The sequence below is a fragment of the Flavobacterium sp. 25HG05S-40 genome (assembly GCF_052654735.1).
In genome coordinates this window covers 2331257-2350115 of sequence record NZ_CP199750.1, presented here as the reverse complement: position 1 = coordinate 2350115, position 18859 = coordinate 2331257, and the positions used below count along the sequence as shown (strand labels likewise).

15 protein-coding genes and 1 pseudogene are annotated in these 18859 nt (G+C 33.1%); 4 read left to right on the top strand and 12 right to left on the bottom strand.

Going from position 1 to position 18859, the window contains the following annotated elements; all coding sequences use genetic code 11:
* Positions 1 to 5: 5 nt before the first annotated feature.
* Both ACULEU_RS10200 and ACULEU_RS10195 read left to right on the top strand, forming a co-directional pair.
* The gene (locus ACULEU_RS10200) at positions 6 to 2534 is read left to right on the top strand and encodes a multicopper oxidase domain-containing protein (RefSeq protein ID WP_445452482.1); all 2529 of its coding nucleotides are present in this window, start codon (positions 6 to 8) and stop codon (positions 2532 to 2534) included.
* A 310-nt stretch (positions 2535 to 2844) separates the two neighbouring features.
* The gene (locus ACULEU_RS10195; RefSeq protein WP_445452481.1) at positions 2845 to 3765 is read left to right on the top strand and encodes a hypothetical protein; all 921 of its coding nucleotides are present in this window, start codon (positions 2845 to 2847) and stop codon (positions 3763 to 3765) included.
* 162 nt (positions 3766 to 3927) lie between these two features.
* Here the strand turns inward: ACULEU_RS10195 and ACULEU_RS10190 are convergent, their stop codons facing one another.
* The 12 genes and pseudogenes from ACULEU_RS10190 to ACULEU_RS10135 form a co-directional block, all read right to left on the bottom strand.
* Positions 3928 to 5919 (bottom strand): heavy metal translocating P-type ATPase, encoded by a 1992-nt coding sequence (locus ACULEU_RS10190; protein ID WP_445452480.1) that lies wholly within the window; start codon positions 5917 to 5919, stop codon positions 3928 to 3930.
* A gap of 12 nt (positions 5920 to 5931) precedes the next feature.
* Positions 5932 to 6297, bottom strand: a complete 366-nt coding sequence (locus ACULEU_RS10185; RefSeq protein ID WP_445452479.1) for a DUF3703 domain-containing protein — start codon at positions 6295 to 6297, stop codon at positions 5932 to 5934.
* A gap of 2 nt (positions 6298 to 6299) precedes the next feature.
* The gene (locus ACULEU_RS10180; protein WP_445452478.1) at positions 6300 to 6656 is read right to left on the bottom strand and encodes a hypothetical protein; all 357 of its coding nucleotides are present in this window, start codon (positions 6654 to 6656) and stop codon (positions 6300 to 6302) included.
* A gap of 29 nt (positions 6657 to 6685) precedes the next feature.
* Positions 6686 to 6907 carry a GDCCVxC domain-containing (seleno)protein gene (locus tag ACULEU_RS10175; RefSeq protein ID WP_445454847.1) on the bottom strand — a complete coding sequence of 74 codons (222 nt, stop codon included), beginning with the start codon at positions 6905 to 6907 and terminating at the stop codon, positions 6686 to 6688.
* A 96-nt stretch (positions 6908 to 7003) separates the two neighbouring features.
* Positions 7004 to 7249, bottom strand: a pseudogene (locus ACULEU_RS10170) (MerC family mercury resistance protein); the annotation flags it as partial.
* A 49-nt stretch (positions 7250 to 7298) separates the two neighbouring features.
* Complete coding sequence (locus ACULEU_RS10165) at positions 7299 to 8549, bottom strand: efflux RND transporter periplasmic adaptor subunit (protein ID WP_445452477.1); 1251 nt, start codon at positions 8547 to 8549, stop codon at positions 7299 to 7301.
* A gap of 11 nt (positions 8550 to 8560) precedes the next feature.
* Complete coding sequence (locus tag ACULEU_RS10160; RefSeq protein WP_445452476.1) at positions 8561 to 12880, bottom strand: CusA/CzcA family heavy metal efflux RND transporter; 4320 nt, start codon at positions 12878 to 12880, stop codon at positions 8561 to 8563.
* 97 nt (positions 12881 to 12977) lie between these two features.
* Positions 12978 to 13304 (bottom strand): DUF6660 family protein, encoded by a 327-nt coding sequence (locus ACULEU_RS10155; protein ID WP_445452475.1) that lies wholly within the window; start codon positions 13302 to 13304, stop codon positions 12978 to 12980.
* A gap of 636 nt (positions 13305 to 13940) precedes the next feature.
* Complete coding sequence (locus ACULEU_RS10150) at positions 13941 to 15131, bottom strand: primase-helicase family protein (RefSeq protein WP_445452474.1); 1191 nt, start codon at positions 15129 to 15131, stop codon at positions 13941 to 13943.
* Positions 15128 to 15451, bottom strand: coding sequence for a hypothetical protein (locus ACULEU_RS10145; protein ID WP_445452473.1), 324 nt, complete (start codon positions 15449 to 15451; stop codon positions 15128 to 15130). Before ACULEU_RS10145 ends, ACULEU_RS10150 begins: the two co-directional genes overlap by 4 nt.
* Before the next feature lie 11 nt (positions 15452 to 15462).
* Complete coding sequence (locus ACULEU_RS10140) at positions 15463 to 15759, bottom strand: helix-turn-helix domain-containing protein (protein WP_445452472.1); 297 nt, start codon at positions 15757 to 15759, stop codon at positions 15463 to 15465.
* A 59-nt stretch (positions 15760 to 15818) separates the two neighbouring features.
* Complete coding sequence (locus ACULEU_RS10135; protein WP_445452471.1) at positions 15819 to 16673, bottom strand: hypothetical protein; 855 nt, start codon at positions 16671 to 16673, stop codon at positions 15819 to 15821.
* A gap of 1028 nt (positions 16674 to 17701) precedes the next feature.
* Here ACULEU_RS10135 and ACULEU_RS10130 point away from each other — a divergent pair.
* Together ACULEU_RS10130 and ACULEU_RS10125 are read left to right on the top strand one after the other, a co-directional pair.
* Complete coding sequence (locus ACULEU_RS10130; RefSeq protein WP_445452470.1) at positions 17702 to 18460, top strand: hypothetical protein; 759 nt, start codon at positions 17702 to 17704, stop codon at positions 18458 to 18460.
* Positions 18460 to 18855 carry a DUF5675 family protein gene (locus ACULEU_RS10125; protein ID WP_445452469.1) on the top strand — a complete coding sequence of 132 codons (396 nt, stop codon included), beginning with the start codon at positions 18460 to 18462 and terminating at the stop codon, positions 18853 to 18855. The genes ACULEU_RS10130 and ACULEU_RS10125 overlap by 1 nt, the downstream gene beginning before the upstream one ends.
* Positions 18856 to 18859 lie beyond the last annotated feature (4 nt).

Here is an 18859-nt window from a genome sequence, read left to right as displayed (position 1 = left end):
ATAAAATGAAAAAATTAGTCTTACTAATATTTACTCTATCTATATTTTCTTTTGCTGAAGCCAAAGTGTTACAGCAATCACAACCTATAACGTACACCTGTGTAATGCATCCTGAAATTCATGCCACAAAACCGGGAAAATGTCCTAAATGTGGCATGACACTCATAAAAGAAAAGCCGAAAGCAACTAAGAAGAAAACAGTTCCAAAACAAGATAAAATTCAAAACCAAAAAGCAGAATCACCAAAGAAATCGACTCCGATTGGTAATAAAACAGCGAGCACCAAAGACAGTATTTCCTATCCAAAAAAGGAAGAAACTCAAGTGCCGAAAGTAAACACTGTTATAGTAAAAAATGAACCTCCAAAAACAGTTCGTTACGACTTATATGTTCGTGACACAATTGTCAATTTTTCAGGTAAACAAAAAAGGGCTATTGCTGTAAATGGACAAATCCCAATGCCAACACTCACATTTACAGAAGGAGACACAGCTGAGATTTATGTACATAACGAATTAGAAGAAGAAACCTCCATGCACTGGCACGGTTTGTTTTTACCTAATAAAGAAGATGGTGTGCCTAATTTGACGCAAATGCCCATCAAACCACACACAACGCACAAATACACCTTTCCAATTATTCAAAGCGGTACACATTGGTATCATAGCCATTCAGGGTTACAGGAACAAATAGGAATGTACGGTTCATTTGTTATGAATAAAAGAAATGAAGACCCAACTTTTAGAAAAGGCATTGACGACTTACCAACGGTTCCTATCATTTTAAGTGAATGGACAGATTTAAAACCTGAAAATGTACATCGTATGTTACACAATGCTACCGATTGGTTTGCTATTAAAAAAGGGACAACACAAAGTTATACAGAAGCCATAAGAAGCGGACATTTCAAAACCAAAGTTACTAACGAATGGAAAAGGATGAACGCAATGGATGTAAGCGACGTGTATTATGAAAAGTTTCTAATCAATGGTAAATACGAAAGTCAACTTTCGCAATTTAAAGGAGGTGATAAAGTCCGTTTACGAATTTCAAATGGTGGAGCTTCCTCTTATTTTTGGTTAACCTATGCAGGAGGTAAAATCACTGTAGTTGCTAATGATGGTAACGATGTTGAACCTGTTGAAGTGGATAGACTAATTATAGCGGTTTCCGAAACCTACGATATCATTGTAACCATTCCTGCTGATAAAACTTCCTATGAATTATTAGTAGCACCAGAAGACAGAACAAAATCCACCTCGATATATATTGGCGACGGCATCAAACAATTAATATCACCACTCCCAAAACTCAAATATTTTGAGGGTATGAAAATGATGAATGATATGATGAAAATGAATGGCGATTTAGATGATATGGGAATGCAGATGTCATACAATCAAATGGATATGAATGTGGTCATGTACCCTGAAATTACGGGCGAGGAAAAGAAAGTTTCCAATAAAAAGGATGAGATGAAAATGACTGAAAGCGATTATAACAGTAACGAACTTTCAGACATAGTTACTTTGAATTATGCCATGTTAAAATCACCGACTAAAACCAATCTTCCAAAAGATGCTCCAGTAAAGGAATTAAAATTTGAATTATCAGGCAACATGAACCGTTACGTTTGGAGTTTAGACAACAAAGTAGTTTCTGAAACCGATAAAATCCTAATCAAAAAAGGTGAAAATGTTAGAATTACACTTTACAATGGGTCAATGATGCGACACCCCATGCACTTGCACGGACATGATTTTAGGGTACTAAATGGTCAAGGCGATTACGCACCGCTAAAAAACATCATTGATATTATGCCGATGGAAACCGATACTATCGAATTCAACGCCAATGTTGATGGCGATTGGTTTTTTCACTGTCATATTCTTTACCACATGATGGCAGGGATGGGCAGAGTTTTTACCTATGAAAACCAAGCACCTAACCCATTAATTCCAAATCCTAAATTAGCACAGCGCAAATTATTTGCAGATGATAGAAAATTTCATTTTATGGCAGAAAATGATTTTGCTACTAATGGTAATGATGGTATGGTAATGCTTGGTAATACACGTTGGAATATCGGAACAGAATGGCGATTGGGTTACAATAATATGCACGGTTACGAAACTGAAACACACATTGGGAGATATATTGGAAAAATGCAGTGGATTATGCCTTTTGTTGGTTTCGATTGGCGTTATAGAAGAATGGGAATTGATGAACAGGAACAAAATCTTTTTGGTCAGACTGATACTAAAGATAATCGTTCCGTTTTTAGTGCAGGATTAGAATATACTTTACCAATGCTTGTAAAGGCTCAAGCTGAAGTTTTTACAGATGGGAATTTCAGATTGCAATTCGAAAGAATGGACATTCCAGTCTCCAAAAGAGTGAGAATGGATTTAATGTGGAATACAGATAAAGAATATATGGCTGGTTTGCGATATATTATTAAAAGAAATTTTAGCATTAGAACACATTTTGATAGTGATATGGGATTTGGAGTTGGTGTTAATTTGAATTACTAAGTATAGAATAGATATGCTAACTTTATATACTAAGTTAGCAAATTCACTCAACAAATGGCGGTTTATTGGAACATACAAAGCCAAAAACAAGAAAAGGAATCAGTTTTGAGAATTGCTGAATAAATTATGACTTGATTTTAGTATCAAAACCATTGCAATGGTTACTTTTTATAAATTTGTCCTTTTTTATAGGGATTGCGAATCATTGCAATGGTATTGCAATGATTTATGCCTATAATTGCAATACCATTGCACTTTTAAATAAATTCGATGTAGAAGATATTCTTTTCTAAAAAAAACTGACAAACTAATGGATAAATTTGAAGCATTTGAAAAATTAAAAGAATATTCTAAGAATCTTTCTGCGGTTTCTTATGAAGAAGTATATGACCTATTGAAAAATGGAATTAAATACATTCCTATTCCGTTAGCGAAAGTTAAGAAAAAAGCTTACATCGACAGAGTAAGACCAAATAAAGGCGAAACTTTGTTTAAACACATAGATGAACTCGGATATATAAAAGACAAAAATATAATTGAAAATCACCTTACTTCATTTGGCAGGGCAAATTGTCCGCATCAGGTAATGTTTTATGGAGCTTTAGAAACTTCGTTGATCGATAAACAAAGACTTACAGCAATTGCCGAAACATCTCATATATTCAGAAAGCCAGGAATAGATTGTATCGATGGCGAACTCTATACCATAAGCCGTTGGGAAATACAAGATGAATTTTTAGTAGTAGAAATCGTTTTTTCAGAATATGCATTAAATAATAACCCTGAAATTGCACAATCATTTGAAAACCAAAAAAAACTTCTTCAAGAGCATAATTTAGATAAAAAAGAAATGGATTTTCACTTAGATTTTTTGAAGTTTATAAGCGAAGAATTTTCTAAAAAAGTTTCAAGCAATGATGATTATAAAATCAGTGCGGCATATACGAATATTGCATTATTGCATCCTGATGTAAACGGTATATGCTATCCAAGTGTACAAACAGAATATTTTGGTGTAAATATTGTGCTAACACCTGAAACAGTTGATAAATATTTAAAACCGATAATTTGTAGTACTCAAATTGTTTATAAAAAAGGATTAAAAAGTCTAATTGCCAACGGGAAAAACTATTGTAAAGACATCGATATAAATAAAGACATTGATTGGAAAGAACACGATAAATCAATTTTAACTGATAAAAATCAAGTTATAACACATCTTGAAAAATAACTGTACACAACTGTGGTTTAGATTAATAAAATTTGTTAAGCCTTTACTTTATTGATATTTAATTACATTCATTTAGTACAACAAATTAAAGTTTTCTATTTAAAATTAAAAGGTGTTTGTTTTTTTTACCAAACACCTTTTCTTGAATTTTATAAACTAACACTAAAATTTCATTTTCTGTATTCTCACTGCATTTAGGATTGCTAACAAAGCCACACCCACATCAGCAAAAACTGCTTCCCACATTGTGGCTAAACCTCCTGCACCAAGAACTAACACAATCGCTTTCACTGTAAATGCTAATCCAATATTTTGCCAAACAATTTTCTTAGTTTGTTTTCCAATATTGATTGCAATTGCAATTTTACTTGGTTTATCATCTTGTATAACTACATCAGCTGTTTCTATGGTGGCATCGCTTCCTAAACCTCCCATTGCAATACCTACATTACTTAATGCAACTACTGGCGCATCGTTCACACCATCGCCAACAAAGGCTACTGTTTCATTTTTAGCAATGATTTCCTTGACTTTGTTTACTTTGTCTTCGGGAAGTAAATCGCCAAAAGCATTTGTAATTCCGAGTTTTTGGGCAACAAATTGAACCACTGTATTTTTATCGCCACTTAACATTGTGGTTTTTATTCCTAATGTTTTTAGCTTATCGATTGTGATTTGTGCATCTTCTTTGATACTGTCAGCAATAGTTAAATACCCAACGAATTTTTTATCGTAAGCAACTGCAATCAGCGTATAAACTATACTTGTTGGATCAATATCGTAAGTAATCGAAAATTTATCCATTAGTTTGAAATTACCCACTAAAAGTTGTTTTCCTTTAACTTCTGCTTTTAAACCGTGTCCTGAAATTTCTTCTACATTTTTAAGTTCAATTGTACTATCAATTTTCCCAACAAACTGATGAATTGCAGTTGCTACTGGATGAGTACTTTGACTTTCTAAAGCATTAACCATTTGTAAGATTTCATCTTTATTAAAATCAGCATTGAAAACAACTTCCTGTACTTTGAAAACACCTTCTGTCATCGTTCCTGTTTTGTCCATTACTACGTTTTGAACCGTAGCCATAACATCAAGGAAGTTACTTCCTTTGAAAAGAATTCCGTTTTTTGAAGCAGCACCAATTCCACCAAAATATCCTAATGGAATACTAATAACTAATGCACATGGACAGGAAATAACCAAGAAAATTAACGCTCTGTACAACCAATCTCTAAATATATAATCATCTACAAAAAGCATTGGTATAACACAAATTAAGATAGCTAAAAGCACTACAATTGGTGTATAAATCTTGGCAAACTTTCTTATAAACAATTCGGTTGGTGCTTTTTTGGCTGTGGCATCTTGCACCATTTCTAATATTTTTGATAGTTTACTATCTGTATATGCAACTGTAACTTTTACTTGACAAACGGAATTCAGATTAATCATACCTGCTAAAACCGTTTCTCCTTTTGCTTTTGTATCGGGTTTGCTTTCGCCCGTTAATGCTGCTGTATTGAATGAAGCTGTATCTGAAAGTAATTCGCCATCTAAACCTAATTTTTCTCCTGCTTTTAGCTGGATAATATCACCTATTTTAGCCGTTGAAGCTTTTATTGTTTTAGCCACATTGTTTTCTAATATGGTCACTTCGTCAGGTCTTTGGTCTAATAAAGATTTTATATTTGCCTTTGCTCGTTGTACAGCTAATGTTTGAAATATTTCTCCAATAGCATAAAATAGCATTACCGCAACACCTTCGGGGTATTCACCAATGGCAAATGCTCCAATGGTTGCAATACCCATTAATAGAAACTCCGAAAATACTTCGCCTTTGCGAATGCTTTCAAATGCTTCTTTAACCACAGGAAAACCAACAGGAATGTAAGCAACAATGTACCAACCAATTCTAATATAATCAGTAAACCAAGATTGGGTAAAATAATTATCAAAACCAATAGCAATCATCAATAATACAAAACTTATGATTGCTGGCAAGAACATTTGAAACATAGATTTTTCTTCGCCTGAATGGTCGTGGTCGTGTCCATCATCGTCTGAATGATGTTCTGTTTTTTTATTTATTTTTTCTTCTAATGTGCAACAGATTTGTTTTCCACTTGCATCATATTTATGCTGATGTTCCATATTTGGTTTCTTTTAAGAGTTAGTCTTAATAATTTCCTGAATATCTTTCGGTATTTCCATTGGTTTTAATGGTGGAACATTTGCACCACCAGTATTACCGACAGGAATATGCCCCACAAATGATTTTACACCACCAAGAAGCAATCGAGGTATTTGTCCGATTACTTCTTTTTTACTTTTTATCTTAATACCAAATTGTAACATTTTCCAATGGACATAGGAATGCTCATAAGGATATTTTTGCCCTATAATGTGTGCTCGCTCCAAATGATTCCAACTTTGTTGCAAATCGTTGTTTTCCAGATTGGACTGTGCAGATGTCAACTCAGCTTCAAAATATGGTTTGAGTCCTTTTGGCATTACTGTATTGAACTGCATAATTATATTTTACAACAACCGTCTAAACTTTCGTATGCCTGTGAGTCGGCTTTGACATCATCTGCATCATAACCTAATTTACTGATGGCAACTTTAATGTTTTGCAAATTGGTTTTTTTACCATTATAATAAACGGTAAACGTCATGGCTTTGTCATCAAGTTCATACATTTTTAGTCCTTTTATTTTAAGCATTTCGGTTTTGAACTTTAAACCACAGGTTTCACATGCTGCACAATGGTCGCAATGCAAAACTGTCTTAATCACTGCTTTCTGGTTGGTTTTTTGTTGTGCCGCGACCGTATTAGATGCAAAAAAGATAGCAATGAATAGCACGATTGTTTTTACTAATGATTTCATTTTTATTTTAAATTAAATTATACAATTAACTAACAACAGCTTTGATTTGCCTGTATTGGCGGACACTTTACTGAACCGTAACTACAATAAACACAACAATCTCCTTCTAAAGGCTTTAGCATTGTTTTACATTTTTCACATTCGTAGAAGAATTGGCAAGCATTCGTTGGCATTATCTCTTCTTTTTCATAACCACAATTGGGACAGGTTAAAGTTGATTTCAATTCTACTAATTTATCATTGTATAGCACACAAGTATTGCAAGTTCCATGTAATTTGTTACGATAATAATTTACTCCTGTTGCAATTAAAATACCAAACATACCAGCATATACAAAATATGTTAGATTGTTGATGTAAAAGCTATAGAATATCAACAATGCACTTGGCAAAGCAATAAGCAAAGGATATAAGCACTTATGTTTTTGATATGAGCTATAAAAACCTACCATCGAAACAAGCACCATAGCCTGAAAAACATACATTGTCCATCCTCCAAAAAGTTCTATACTACCTAATCCGATAGCTGAAGCACCAAATGCAAATAATGGGAAGCAACAAGGGGAAAACAGGGCTGTTATAAAAAGCCCCATAGTTCCTAATTTATCAAAATTTGATTTGATTTTCATAAAAATTTAATATTTAATGTTCATGTTCGCCACCACCTTTTGATGTTGCCAATAAATAGAATGCACCTTTAATAACAATTTTTGCATCACTTGGAATCTCCTCAACCAATTTTATTTCGGTATATCCTAAATCTGTGGTGCCTGGAACGACTTCAACAGCTTTAAAGTGAACTTCATTGTGTCCTTCTTCTTCGCCTTCAGCGTGTTCGGTATGCGCTTCACCTTCTTCGTGTTTATGTTCAGCCGCTTTTACTTTTGGTGCTTCTTCTTGATGTTCTTCCTGAATGTAAATGTAATATTTGTCTCCGTTTCTTACAATTGCATCTTTTGGCAACGCTTGAACCGTTTGATTTGTAATATTGATATTAGCGGCTACATACATACCCGAAATTAAATCTTTAGCATCACTTGGATTAATTTTTGCGTGAACGGCAACCGTTTTACTTTCATTAGAGAAGGATTTATTAATACCAAATATTTTTCCTTTGATGGATTTATTAGATTGATTCGTTAAAACAAAATCGACTTCCTGACCTACTGAAATTTTACCTAAATCTTTTTCAAATACATTCAAATCCAAGTGCATTTGGCTATTATCGACCACTTCAAAAAGTGTCACTCCTGTTTCTGCAAAAGCGCCTTTGGTTATACTTATTTTCCCCACGTAACCACTAATTGGCGAAACAATAGGAATTAGAGAAGTACTTCCGTTTAAACTAACGTGTAATGCTTGCAGCTTGTTTTTTGCAGCTTGTGCTCTTGCTCTTTCTACTGCCAATTTTGATTTTACTTCCTGAAATGTTTTGCGAGGATTTACATTTTCATCGCTCAATGTTTTTTGACGATTGTATTCTAATTGTAAGTATTCAATATTAGCAATAGCGGAATTGTAATCTTCCTGCATTTCTGTAACTTCAAGGTTTTGAATGGTTGCCAATGTTTTACCTTTTGCAACAAATGTACCTTCTAACACATAAATATCTTTAACAACACCACCAATTAAGGTAGATATATTAGCCATATTTTGTGGCGGAACCGCTGTATATCCATTAGCTTTAATTACTGTATTAAGATTTTTCATTTCAATGCTACCCGTTTCGATACCAATAGTTTTAAACTGCGCTTCGGTCAACGCTACTTCGGTTTCTGATTTTTCTTCCTCGTGGGCTTCTTCGGCTTTCTTCTCGCCACAAGAAGTAAAAAATATCAAGATTAGAGTATTGAGTATTAAGAAAATCTTGAATTTTGATTTTATATTTTTCATTTTGGATAGTATTAATTATTGTTAAAAGATGGAAATTGCAATTGAATAGCACTTTGATTGTAAGCGTTTACTGCTTCGTGATTTTGCTTTTTTATATCGATTGCCTGGTTTAAAAAACTGATATACGACCAGTAACTCATATCTCCATTTGCATAACTTTTTTGAGCTGTTGTTATGATTTGGTCAGCATATTGCAATCCTTCATTTTGATAATACAGCATTGCTTTGTTCTGTTTCTCAAACTCGTTTTGCAACTCTTCTTTTTGGAGTTTTAAAGCTAATTTACTTTTGTCTAATTCAAGTTGAGATTGAGCTATACTTATTTCTGAAGCTTTGGCACGAGCAGAATTTGCGCCGCCAAAAAGCGGAATTTGTAAGCCAGCAGTAAATCCTTGAAAATATGATTTTGTATCAATGGTTTGCCCAAAATAACCCAATCCTAACTTTGGAGTTCGCATTGCTTTAAAGGTAATGGCTTCTTTTTGATAAACTGCAATTTGTTGGGCGTAATAATCGCTTACCAGTCCTTGCATTTTATCTTCGTTAATTGTAGTATTCTTTTCATACTTTAACGGAGTTGCAGCATCAGGGACGATATTTTCATCGGTTTGGATAAAATACTGTAACTGCTTTTGATACACAGCCAAATCATATTCCAACTGTAATTTGTGGGTTTCAATTTCCTTTACTTTGGCTTTGGCACTTATGACTTCTATATTGCCACTTTCTCCAGTTTGAAAACGAAGCTCAGCATTTTTCAAAAACTTAGTATAAATGTCACTCAATTCGTTATTTAACTTTTGAATGGAAACACCATACAAATATTGATAGTATGCTAATGTTACTGCTTTTTCAATTTCGTATTCTGTTAATGCTTTTCTTTTTTCGGCTAATTTTGCCAATTCTTCTTGTAATTGTCTGTTAGCCTTCGTGATTTTACCAATAGGAAAATATTGCTGAACAGAAACGTTATGGTCATAATCAGCACTATTGAACTGACCGCCTTGGTATTGCACTTGCAAAGGATCTACCTGAAAGGCAATTTTTTTGAGTACCGTTTGTTTTTCAATTTCTTTATCGGCAATCTTTAAATCGATATTACTTTTCTTAGCCATAGCAACTGCTTGGTCTAAAGTTACCGTTTGCTTGTTTTGTGAGAATGCCACACAGCTAATCAATAGAAACCAAAGGGTTACAAATGGTTGTCTTTTTTTAAATTTTCTCATTTTCATACCGTTTTCAAATAATAAATAAAGTATTGGTAAAACTATTAACGTTAGTAATGTTGCCGAGAACAAACCACCTATAACAACAGTTGCCAATGGTTTTTGTACTTCGGCACCGCCACTGGTTGATAACGCCATAGGCATAAATCCTAAAGAAGCTACTGCCGCGGTCATTAACACAGGTCTAAGTCTTGTTTTTGTTCCGATTAATACACGTTGTAATGGGTCGGCTATCCCTTCTGATTTTAATTGATTGAAATAGGAAATCAATACAATTCCGTTTAAAACTGCAATACCAAACAAAGCAATAAACCCAATTCCTGCCGAAATACTAAATGGCATTCCTCGCATCCAAAGGGCGAAAACACCACCAATTGCTGATAATGGAATGGCTGTAAAAATTAATAAGGACTGTTTTATACTATTGAATGTAAAAAATAATAAAACGATAATAAGCCCTAAAGCAATTGGTAAAGCTACCGAAAGGCGTTTATTTGCTTCAACCAAATTTTCAAATTGTCCGCCATAAGTCACAAAATAACCTGCTGGAAGTTTGAAATCTTTGTCTAATTTTTGTTGAATTTCTTCTACTACACTTTTTATATCACGACCACGAACATTTAACCCAACGGTTATTCTACGTTTTCCATTTTCACGAGAAACTTGTACTGGACCTTGCTCATAGGTAATGGTCGCTACTTGGGAAAGTGGTACTTGCTGACCATTTGGCAATGGAATAAACAAATTACTTACATCTGTAATATCGCTTCTGTTGGCAGCCTCCATTCTAACCACAACATCAAATCGTTTGCTTTCTTCATAGATTTTCCCTGCGCTTTCTCCTGCAAACGAGGAACGAATAATTTTATTGACATCTGAGATATTTAAACCGTATAATGCAATTTTATTATAATCGTATTTTACTGTGATTTGTGGAAGTCCAGTTACTTTATCAGCCTTTAAATCGCCAATACCCTCTATTTTATTTATTTTAGAAATTAATTCTTTGGCTTTTGTATCTAAAACTTCTAAATCGTCGCCAAAAATCTTAATGGCTATATCGCTTCGGCTACCCGTCATTAATTCGTTAAAACGCATTTGGATAGGCTGTGAAATTTCGATATTCGCTCCCGGAATGGCTTCCATTTCTTCTTTCATCAAATTGGCTAAATCTTCCCAATTATCGGCAGAAGTCCATTCGCTTTTATCTTTCAAAACAATAATCAAATCCCCGCTTTCAATTGGCATTGGGTCCGTTGGGATTTCGCCACTTCCAATTTTGGTAACAATAGTTTTAATTTCAGGGAATTTTGCTTTCAGGATTTTCTCGTACTTGGTCGTTGTTTCAACCATTTGAGTTAATGAACTACCTGTCATAATGGTAGCATTAATGGCTAAATCTCCTTCTTCAATGGTTGGAATAAATTCGCCACCCATATTTTGAAAAGTTATTAAAGCCAAAGCAAATAATCCTAATGCGATTAGTAAAACCGATTTTTTAATTTGCAATGCTTTTTCTAAAAAAGGAGTATAAATTTTCTCGAACCAAGCCATCATTCTGTCGCTAAAATTCGATTTATGCTCAGTGTTTTTCGATAAGAACATAGCACTCATCATAGGTACATAAGTCAATGATAAAATAAATGCACCAATAACCGCAAAACCTACTGTCATTGCCATTGGTTTGAACATTTTACCCTCTGTCCCTACTAAAGCTAATATTGGCAGATAAACGATAAGAATTATTATTTCTCCAAATGCTGCACTATTTCTGATTTTTGAAGCAGATTTATATACTTCGCTATCCATTTCGGACTGGGTTAAATCCTTTTGCCTTTTGAGTTTTTGTAAATGGTGCATTGTGGCTTCTACAATTATAACAGCACCATCGACAATGATACCAAAATCGATTGCACCTAAACTCATTAAGTTTCCACTTACTCCAAAATGATTCATTAAGATTACTGCAAAAAGCATTGACAACGGAATCACTGATGCTACAATTAATCCGGCACGAAGATTTCCTAAAAACAATATCAGTACAAAAATCACTATTAATGCTCCTTCTAATAGGTTTTTTGTAACTGTTCCTATGGCATTATCCACTAATTTCCCTCTGTCAATAAATGCTTCTGCAACCACTCCTTCAGGAAGTGTTTTATTGATTTGTTCCATTTTTTCTTTCACTCTTTCCACAACAGCACTGGAATTCTCGCCTTTTAACATTAATGCTAATCCGCAAACAATTTCTCCTTTACCGTCTTTTGTAGAAGCACCATATCGCAATGCAATACCTTCACGAACTGTTGCAACGTCCCGCACTAAAACAGGTGCGCCATTTCGGTTTTTGACTACTACGTTTTCTAAATCCTTGATGCCTGTTGCCATACCCACACCACGAATGAAATAAGCATATTGGTCTTTTTCAATATAAGCACCGCCAGTATTTTGATTGTTTTTTTCTAAAGCATCAAAAATTTCAGTAATAGTTACATCTAAACTATTGAGTGTATTTGGATTGACTGCAACTTCATATTGCTTCAATTTTCCACCCCAAGTACTCACTTCAGCAACACCTTCAATCCCTTGCAATTGAGGAATAATAATCCAATCTTGGATGGTTCTTAATTTGACAGCATCATATTTATCTTCATACCCTTTTTTAGCATAGACATCATATTGATAAATTTCGCCAAGACCTGTTGAAATAGGTGCTAAACCTGGTGTACCCGCATAGTCAGGGATGTTTTCTTTTGCTTCTTGAAGTCGTTGAAAAATTTGTTCTCTTGCCCAAAAAATATCAACATCATCCTTGAAAACAACCGTAACAACAGAAAGCCCGAAACGAGAAATACTTCGTAACTCAATTACTTTCGGAATGGTTTTAACGGATTGCTCTAACGGATAAGTTATCAATTGCTCTACCTCTTGACTGGCAAGTGTAGGCGCAGTTGTAATGATTTGTACCTGATTATTGGTTACATCAGGTAATGCATCAAGCGGTAAATGCTTGATTGAGTAGCTACCCCAAGCTATAAGAACTAAGGTTAGCAATAGTATAATGAATTTATTCTTTATACTAAATTGTATTATTTTGTCTAACATTGAAAATATTATAATGAATTAGAAATTAGCAAATAAAGTACTTGCCATTATATGTGATTTAAACACAATTTTCTAACCCGAAATTACTCGGGTATCATTATACTATTTGAGGTGGTTGCCAAATACTTCCAAAGAAATAGGAAGCAAAAACTGGCTTATAAAATGGTTCTTTGGTTTCTATAGCTATAGAAATAACAGGGAAATCATATACAATTCCTTGAAAGTTGGTCAATACTTGAGCACCACAACAATTGCATACGCAAAATGGCGGGCACAAATCGTTTTGCTTATCGTGTGAATGACTCTCATGATTTGAAGCAAATTCTAATGACGAATGGGTAGGACTATTCACTTCCATATCAGCGCAAGGCATGCAGGAAATCAATAGAATAATAATTGACAATATGATATTAGTAATTTTCAAGATTGTAAAAATAATATTTTTTTATATATTATTGATTATTAATGATGATTATTAAAATAATGTTGAATTCTTCCAACTATTCCCAATAGCAAAATTAAGCAAGCGAGAGTTATCAGTATGGCTCGAATAACAGTGTATACTGTTATCGGTTTTTTGACTTTTGGTTTTTGATTTTGTTTGATTTTTTGCACTTTTTTACAATGAAGATTCTTATTTGATTACAAGAAGAAATTATGAACGATTGAGATAACAACTACTGCCAACATCAGTTTTACGGGATTACTACGTTAGTATATCTAAATGACCATTGCAATGTAATGAAAAAAATTGCAATGGTTTTTCAATTTCATTGCAATTTTTCCTACTCTATATTATCAGTTTAAAAGAGAAATAAGTTTCACAAAACTCTCTGATTGAAATTAAATACGAAAGAGAGTTGTTTTTGTTGATTTGTTGAAATTACTCTGCAAAGCCTTTATTTATTGGGTTATGACTTCAACAACTTGTCAACACGCTGTCAACAAAAAAATAACTGAATATTGCAATATATATTTTGTTGACAGCGTGTTGATGTTCTGTTGACTTGTGAAACATTGTTTTTATTGACTTTTTTATTGTTTGTCAACAAATCAACAATTATTTAATAAATTCTTCTCTCTTGAAAGTATAGAATCTTCCTTTTCGATTTTCAGTATATACGCTCCATTTTCCTTGATTCATTGTAGATAAATCCAAACTGTAAAAATTGTAGCTACTATTTTTAGGTTCAAGTTTAAAATTTTCTGTAATTATTTTAGATACATAATTTTTACCAACTCTAATATTAGCAAGATTTAATTGGTCGTGTAAATCTTTGGTGGTATAATACAATTCGTCTAATTCAAGAGTGCAGAACTGGTCAATTAAAAACTCTTCGATTTCTTTTTCTATAGATGTTCTGTTTCCACGAACTAAAACATCTAATGCCTTTGTATAAATCTGCTCTTTGGCAAACCACATTCGAGTTGTTCTTTGGGTTTGGATTTCCCTATGAGTCAAATAATAAGCGAATGAGGTTATTTCCTTTCTCATTTGCTCTAATAAGTCCGGATTTTCTTTTGCAAAAGAATTGACCTTAATTACCCAGTATCGAATTTCTAAATCGTCAATCTTAATAAAATTTTCTTCATTATTTGAACATAGGATAAATTTGCCAAAAAACTCAATTTCTGCTTTATCAACTCCTTTACCTTCCAGTTTGTAATGATTAGAGGTTGAAAGATTTTTTATACGCTCACTGTCTTCTTTTTTGTCCAATAAAACTTCATCAACAGCTACAATTAATTTTCCAGCCCAATCGGAATTAAATCGGCTTCTAAAGTCTTCATTCTTATTGATTGTCATATTACCCTCAAAAATCAGTTTTAAGAGTTTTAGAAAGGTACTTTTGCCTGTGTTTCTCTCCACACTTACCAAACATAATATAGGCAAGATTTGACTGGGGTACTTCCAAAGAATCGTTAAATAATCCAATCCTAATTCATATTGCTTGCCAAAAAGATGTTGGAGAAAGAGTTTTATATTTTCCCAATCTCCTTTTTCACTCGCATAGTAAGAAAGAGGCTCGTACTTATTGTAAAAATTATTAATCTCTCTTTGATAATTAATGTGTGACGGGAATGTACAGAACGTTTCATATTTTTTTATGGTTTTCAAACTGTCTTTTCCAAAATCATCAATAATGGTGGCTTTATTCCATTTTATCAATGATTTCATATTATCGCCACTCATTAGAGGACATAATACTTCTTTGAAATATTCTGTTCCGACACGGATGTACTCTTTCATATTTCAAAAATTATAGATGCCATTTTTGAATGGTCAAAGTTATTGATGTGCTTGCTTTTTCTTACTGTGATTAAAACACCGTGCAATTCAGAATCTTTTAATAAAACGCTATTGATATTGTTTGATAACAATTTGAAATTATGATTATCATAGCTTTTTATAAGTTGTCCGATTAATTCGCAGGATTCAATATATTTTCCAGTTGTATAAACTAGAGTATTATCTCTATTATAATCTAGCCGTAACCTTGCAAAATCGTTTTTTAAGACATTCAAATGACTTAAAGCATCTGAAATATTTTTTTGATTATTAGTTTGCATAAGAAAGTGTTTTAAAGTTGACCAAACTGGTTTTTTTGATTCAATGATTTTAAAACCTCGCTTTTTTTATAGCGAACTTTATTTCCAATGCGATACGCAGGAATAATGTCTTTTTTTGTCCAGTCCCATAGAGTAACTAAACTAACCGAAAGGAGTTTTGCGGTTTCTTCCCTTGTGAGAAGTTGGTCTGTTTGCTCATTTAATTGCAATGAACCAGCGTTATTTTTTAACGCTAAAAGAACGCCATTAATGATTTCATTTTTGAATTCTGTGGCATCGATGTTTTCAAGTTGCACTACGTTTTTCATATCCTATAAATTTTAAATTACAGGACAAACTTAATTTCACTTAATGCCTAGGGGTACGCCTATTGATTCCCCTGCTTAATCTCATTTAATACTGCTTTTACTTTTTCAGCGTGTTTATGGGAAGTGTATTTAAAGCCGTCTTCTTTATTGTCGGGATTTAAAACCCTAATATTTCCGCTTATGGCTCTATTTGTAGTTTTATTATTGGGGTCTTTTAATTGAATAATTGCAATGATTTTTGCCAAACTGGTTGGAGAAAGGTTTTTTATCTTTTCCAATTCAAAAAAACCAATTTCATTAAGTAAGGCAATTACAACAGGTAAAGAATATCCTTTCTCGTTTGCCTTTTCAGGTTCTTCAAAATCAAAATCTTCATAATCTGTATTGGTATAAGAATCAGGATACAATTTTTCATTTAATACTCTATATATTGAAGTATCTTCAACAGATAAGCCTTTATAATCTTTGATTTCAAAATCAGTAAAATCGTCTAACTGATAAAATCGATTAAACAAGCTCCTGTTTACTAGAAGTAGTCGGCTAATTTCATCGAGTATATTTAGAATTGCAATCTCTATAAGTAATTTTCTTATCGTATAACCAACTGGCAATTCAGAAACCTCAATCTTATTAAAACTGGTTTTGATTTCATATGTAAAAATTGAACTTATTTCATTTACTTCATAATACTTAAATCTTTTCTCAAATAATTGCAATAAATCTTTAAGTTTAGGATTTGTGGTTGCTAAAATTTTAGTTGGAAATTCGGTTGTTAAATAATGCCCAAGTTTATTATATACAATATCAACATTTCTACCTTTAATTTTTTCGGTTATCAAAAGCTGCTTAATCAGTTTTTCAGATTTAGAATAGTATCTATTATAGAAATATTGATATTCTTTCTCGTAGTTCATAAAGGAGTTCTTATGATTAAATGATTGTGAGTTTTATACTGGAAACAAAAAAAATTATGGTTTATTGCCTAAATTTTTTCAAAAGTAATTTTTTGCTTTGTAATTTTCACATAACAAAAAGTTAATCCAGTTTAATATTTGACTGAATTATTGATTATCGGACAATAAATAAGAAATGAATTTAAAAAACTGAATAGTTTTTTTTGAAATTGGGACAAATGTCGGACAAGTAAGAAACAAAAAAACCGTAAGCACTTAATTATAAGTTATTTACGGTTTTGTGTTGCGGAGAAAGAGGGATTTGTCCATCATTTCTAACCGATTGATATTGTTGATTTTAATATCTTTTATAATCCTAGGGTCTCGCTTTTGCTCCTCTAAATGACGTGCAAATTTTTCGAAATCTTACATTACAAATGTATGAAAACTAAAGGATTAATCATAACAAAACCTCAATTCATTGTTCAATAAATGAACTTGTTATTGAACTTATTAAGACAATTTCAGAAGTTTAATTATTACTACTTTCTTTTAGAACCTCATCCAATAATCAAAGGTTCTACTTGTTCAATCTTTAGGCTCGTGTATAGACAGAACTCTTCGACTGATACAAACTCATTTTCAAGCTTATTCAGGTCCTTTCTTATCTTTTGTAATAATCTAGCACTTTGTCTGTAACTCTTTCCTGTAATGAGTTGTATATCCTTTGGGTAGATACATATTCTCTTTTTTTCCATTTTCATACTTTATCTATGCCTTTGACTAGGCTTTGATATGCTTGAAACCTAGTCCTGTTTAACTAAAAATCGGATAAAAATAAGTCATAATTGTTTTGGTTTAGAAGCAATAATTGAACTGGTTCAATGACAATTATGACTGTTTTGGACATTTATGTCTATTAGTGACACTTGAATATTAAGCAAAAGAATTAAAACTAAAATTTGTTCTCAAATCAATCGAAGGATGTTGCAACAAAGATGATGATTGAGGGAATTGTTCACTGATTTATAAACAAATTTTTAAAAGTTATGGCTAGACAGAAAGGCATAATTAAATTAAAAGGTACTATCGGAGATATTACTTTTTACAAAACGCAAGATGGACACTTGGCAAGAGAAAAAGGCGGAATTGACGCTAGTAGAATTGCAAGCGATCCAGCGTTTCAAAGAACTCGTGAGAATGGTTCCGAGTTTGGCAGAGCCGGTAAAGCCGGGAAGCTTTTACGCACTGCTTTAAGACCATTACTTATTAATTCGGCTGATGGTAGAATGGTAAGTCGATTAACCCAAGCTATGGTGAAAGTTATTCAAGCTGACTTAGTGAGCGATAGAGGTTTGCGTAACGTTATTGATGGAGAAGCTGAATTGTTATTTGGTTTTGAATTCAATATTCGTGGAAAACTAGGTACAAGCTTGTTTGCACCATTTGTAGCAACAATTGATCGTGTTGCTGGAGAAATTTCAGTTGATATTGCTTCGTTTATTCCTGCGAATATGATTGCTGCACCAAGTGGAACTACTCACTTCAAAATTATTTCTGGCGGTGCTGAGGTAGATTTTGAAGCTGAAACGTTTGTTGTTGCTACTTCTGAAACTGCAATTTTGCCATGGGATGCAACACCAACTGCTCTTATTAACCAAGTGAATGCTGTTACTGCTGCTAGTACGAAACCTTTGTTTTTGGCTTTGGGAGTTGAATTTTATCAGCAAATTAATGGAACTATGTATCCGTTGAAAAATGGTGCATTTAACCCATTATCTGTTGCTAAGGTTGACAGTGGTGTGTAATGGTTTTATTGCTCACTAGAACTTATTTCCCTGATGGAACTAATGGTAAACTCGAATGCGAAGGCAAATTGATTTGTAACACAATTGAGTTGCCTTGGAAGATGAACGAAACGAAGGTTTCCTGCATTCCTGAAGGGAAGTATTTTATTAAAAAGCGATATAGTCGGAAGTTTCAATGGCATTTGGAAGTGATTGATGTAAAAAATAGAAGTTTTATTCTATTTCATCCTGCCAATAATGCGCTCCAAGAACTAAATGGTTGTATTGCTCCAGTTACAAAACTTTCTGGACCAGGTTTAGGTCTGATGTCGAGAAAGGCATTTATCAAGTTAAAAAACTTGGTATATCGTGCTTTAGATAGCACAGAAAAAGTTTTATTAATTATTAAATCGTAAAAAG

Bases quoted from the DNA above. Each gene is read 5' to 3' on its own strand.
- ACULEU_RS10150 (WP_445452474.1), bottom strand. From the start codon at position 15,131: ATGAAAGAGTACATCCGTGTCGGAACAGAATATTTCAAAGAAGTATTA.
- ACULEU_RS10145 (WP_445452473.1), bottom strand. From the start codon at position 15,451: ATGCAAACTAATAATCAAAAAAATATTTCAGATGCTTTAAGTCATTTG.
- ACULEU_RS10185 (WP_445452479.1), bottom strand. From the start codon at position 6,297: ATGCAGTTCAATACAGTAATGCCAAAAGGACTCAAACCATATTTTGAA.
- ACULEU_RS10125 (WP_445452469.1), top strand. From the start codon at position 18,460: ATGGTTTTATTGCTCACTAGAACTTATTTCCCTGATGGAACTAATGGT.
- ACULEU_RS10180 (WP_445452478.1), bottom strand. From the start codon at position 6,656: ATGAAATCATTAGTAAAAACAATCGTGCTATTCATTGCTATCTTTTTT.
- ACULEU_RS10165 (WP_445452477.1), bottom strand. From the start codon at position 8,549: ATGAAAAATATAAAATCAAAATTCAAGATTTTCTTAATACTCAATACT.
- ACULEU_RS10195 (WP_445452481.1), top strand. From the start codon at position 2,845: ATGGATAAATTTGAAGCATTTGAAAAATTAAAAGAATATTCTAAGAAT.
- ACULEU_RS10140 (WP_445452472.1), bottom strand. From the start codon at position 15,759: ATGAAAAACGTAGTGCAACTTGAAAACATCGATGCCACAGAATTCAAA.
- ACULEU_RS10200 (WP_445452482.1), top strand. From the start codon at position 6: ATGAAAAAATTAGTCTTACTAATATTTACTCTATCTATATTTTCTTTT.
- ACULEU_RS10135 (WP_445452471.1), bottom strand. From the start codon at position 16,673: ATGAACTACGAGAAAGAATATCAATATTTCTATAATAGATACTATTCT.
- ACULEU_RS10190 (WP_445452480.1), bottom strand. From the start codon at position 5,919: ATGGAACATCAGCATAAATATGATGCAAGTGGAAAACAAATCTGTTGC.
- ACULEU_RS10160 (WP_445452476.1), bottom strand. From the start codon at position 12,880: ATGTTAGACAAAATAATACAATTTAGTATAAAGAATAAATTCATTATA.
- ACULEU_RS10130 (WP_445452470.1), top strand. From the start codon at position 17,702: ATGGCTAGACAGAAAGGCATAATTAAATTAAAAGGTACTATCGGAGAT.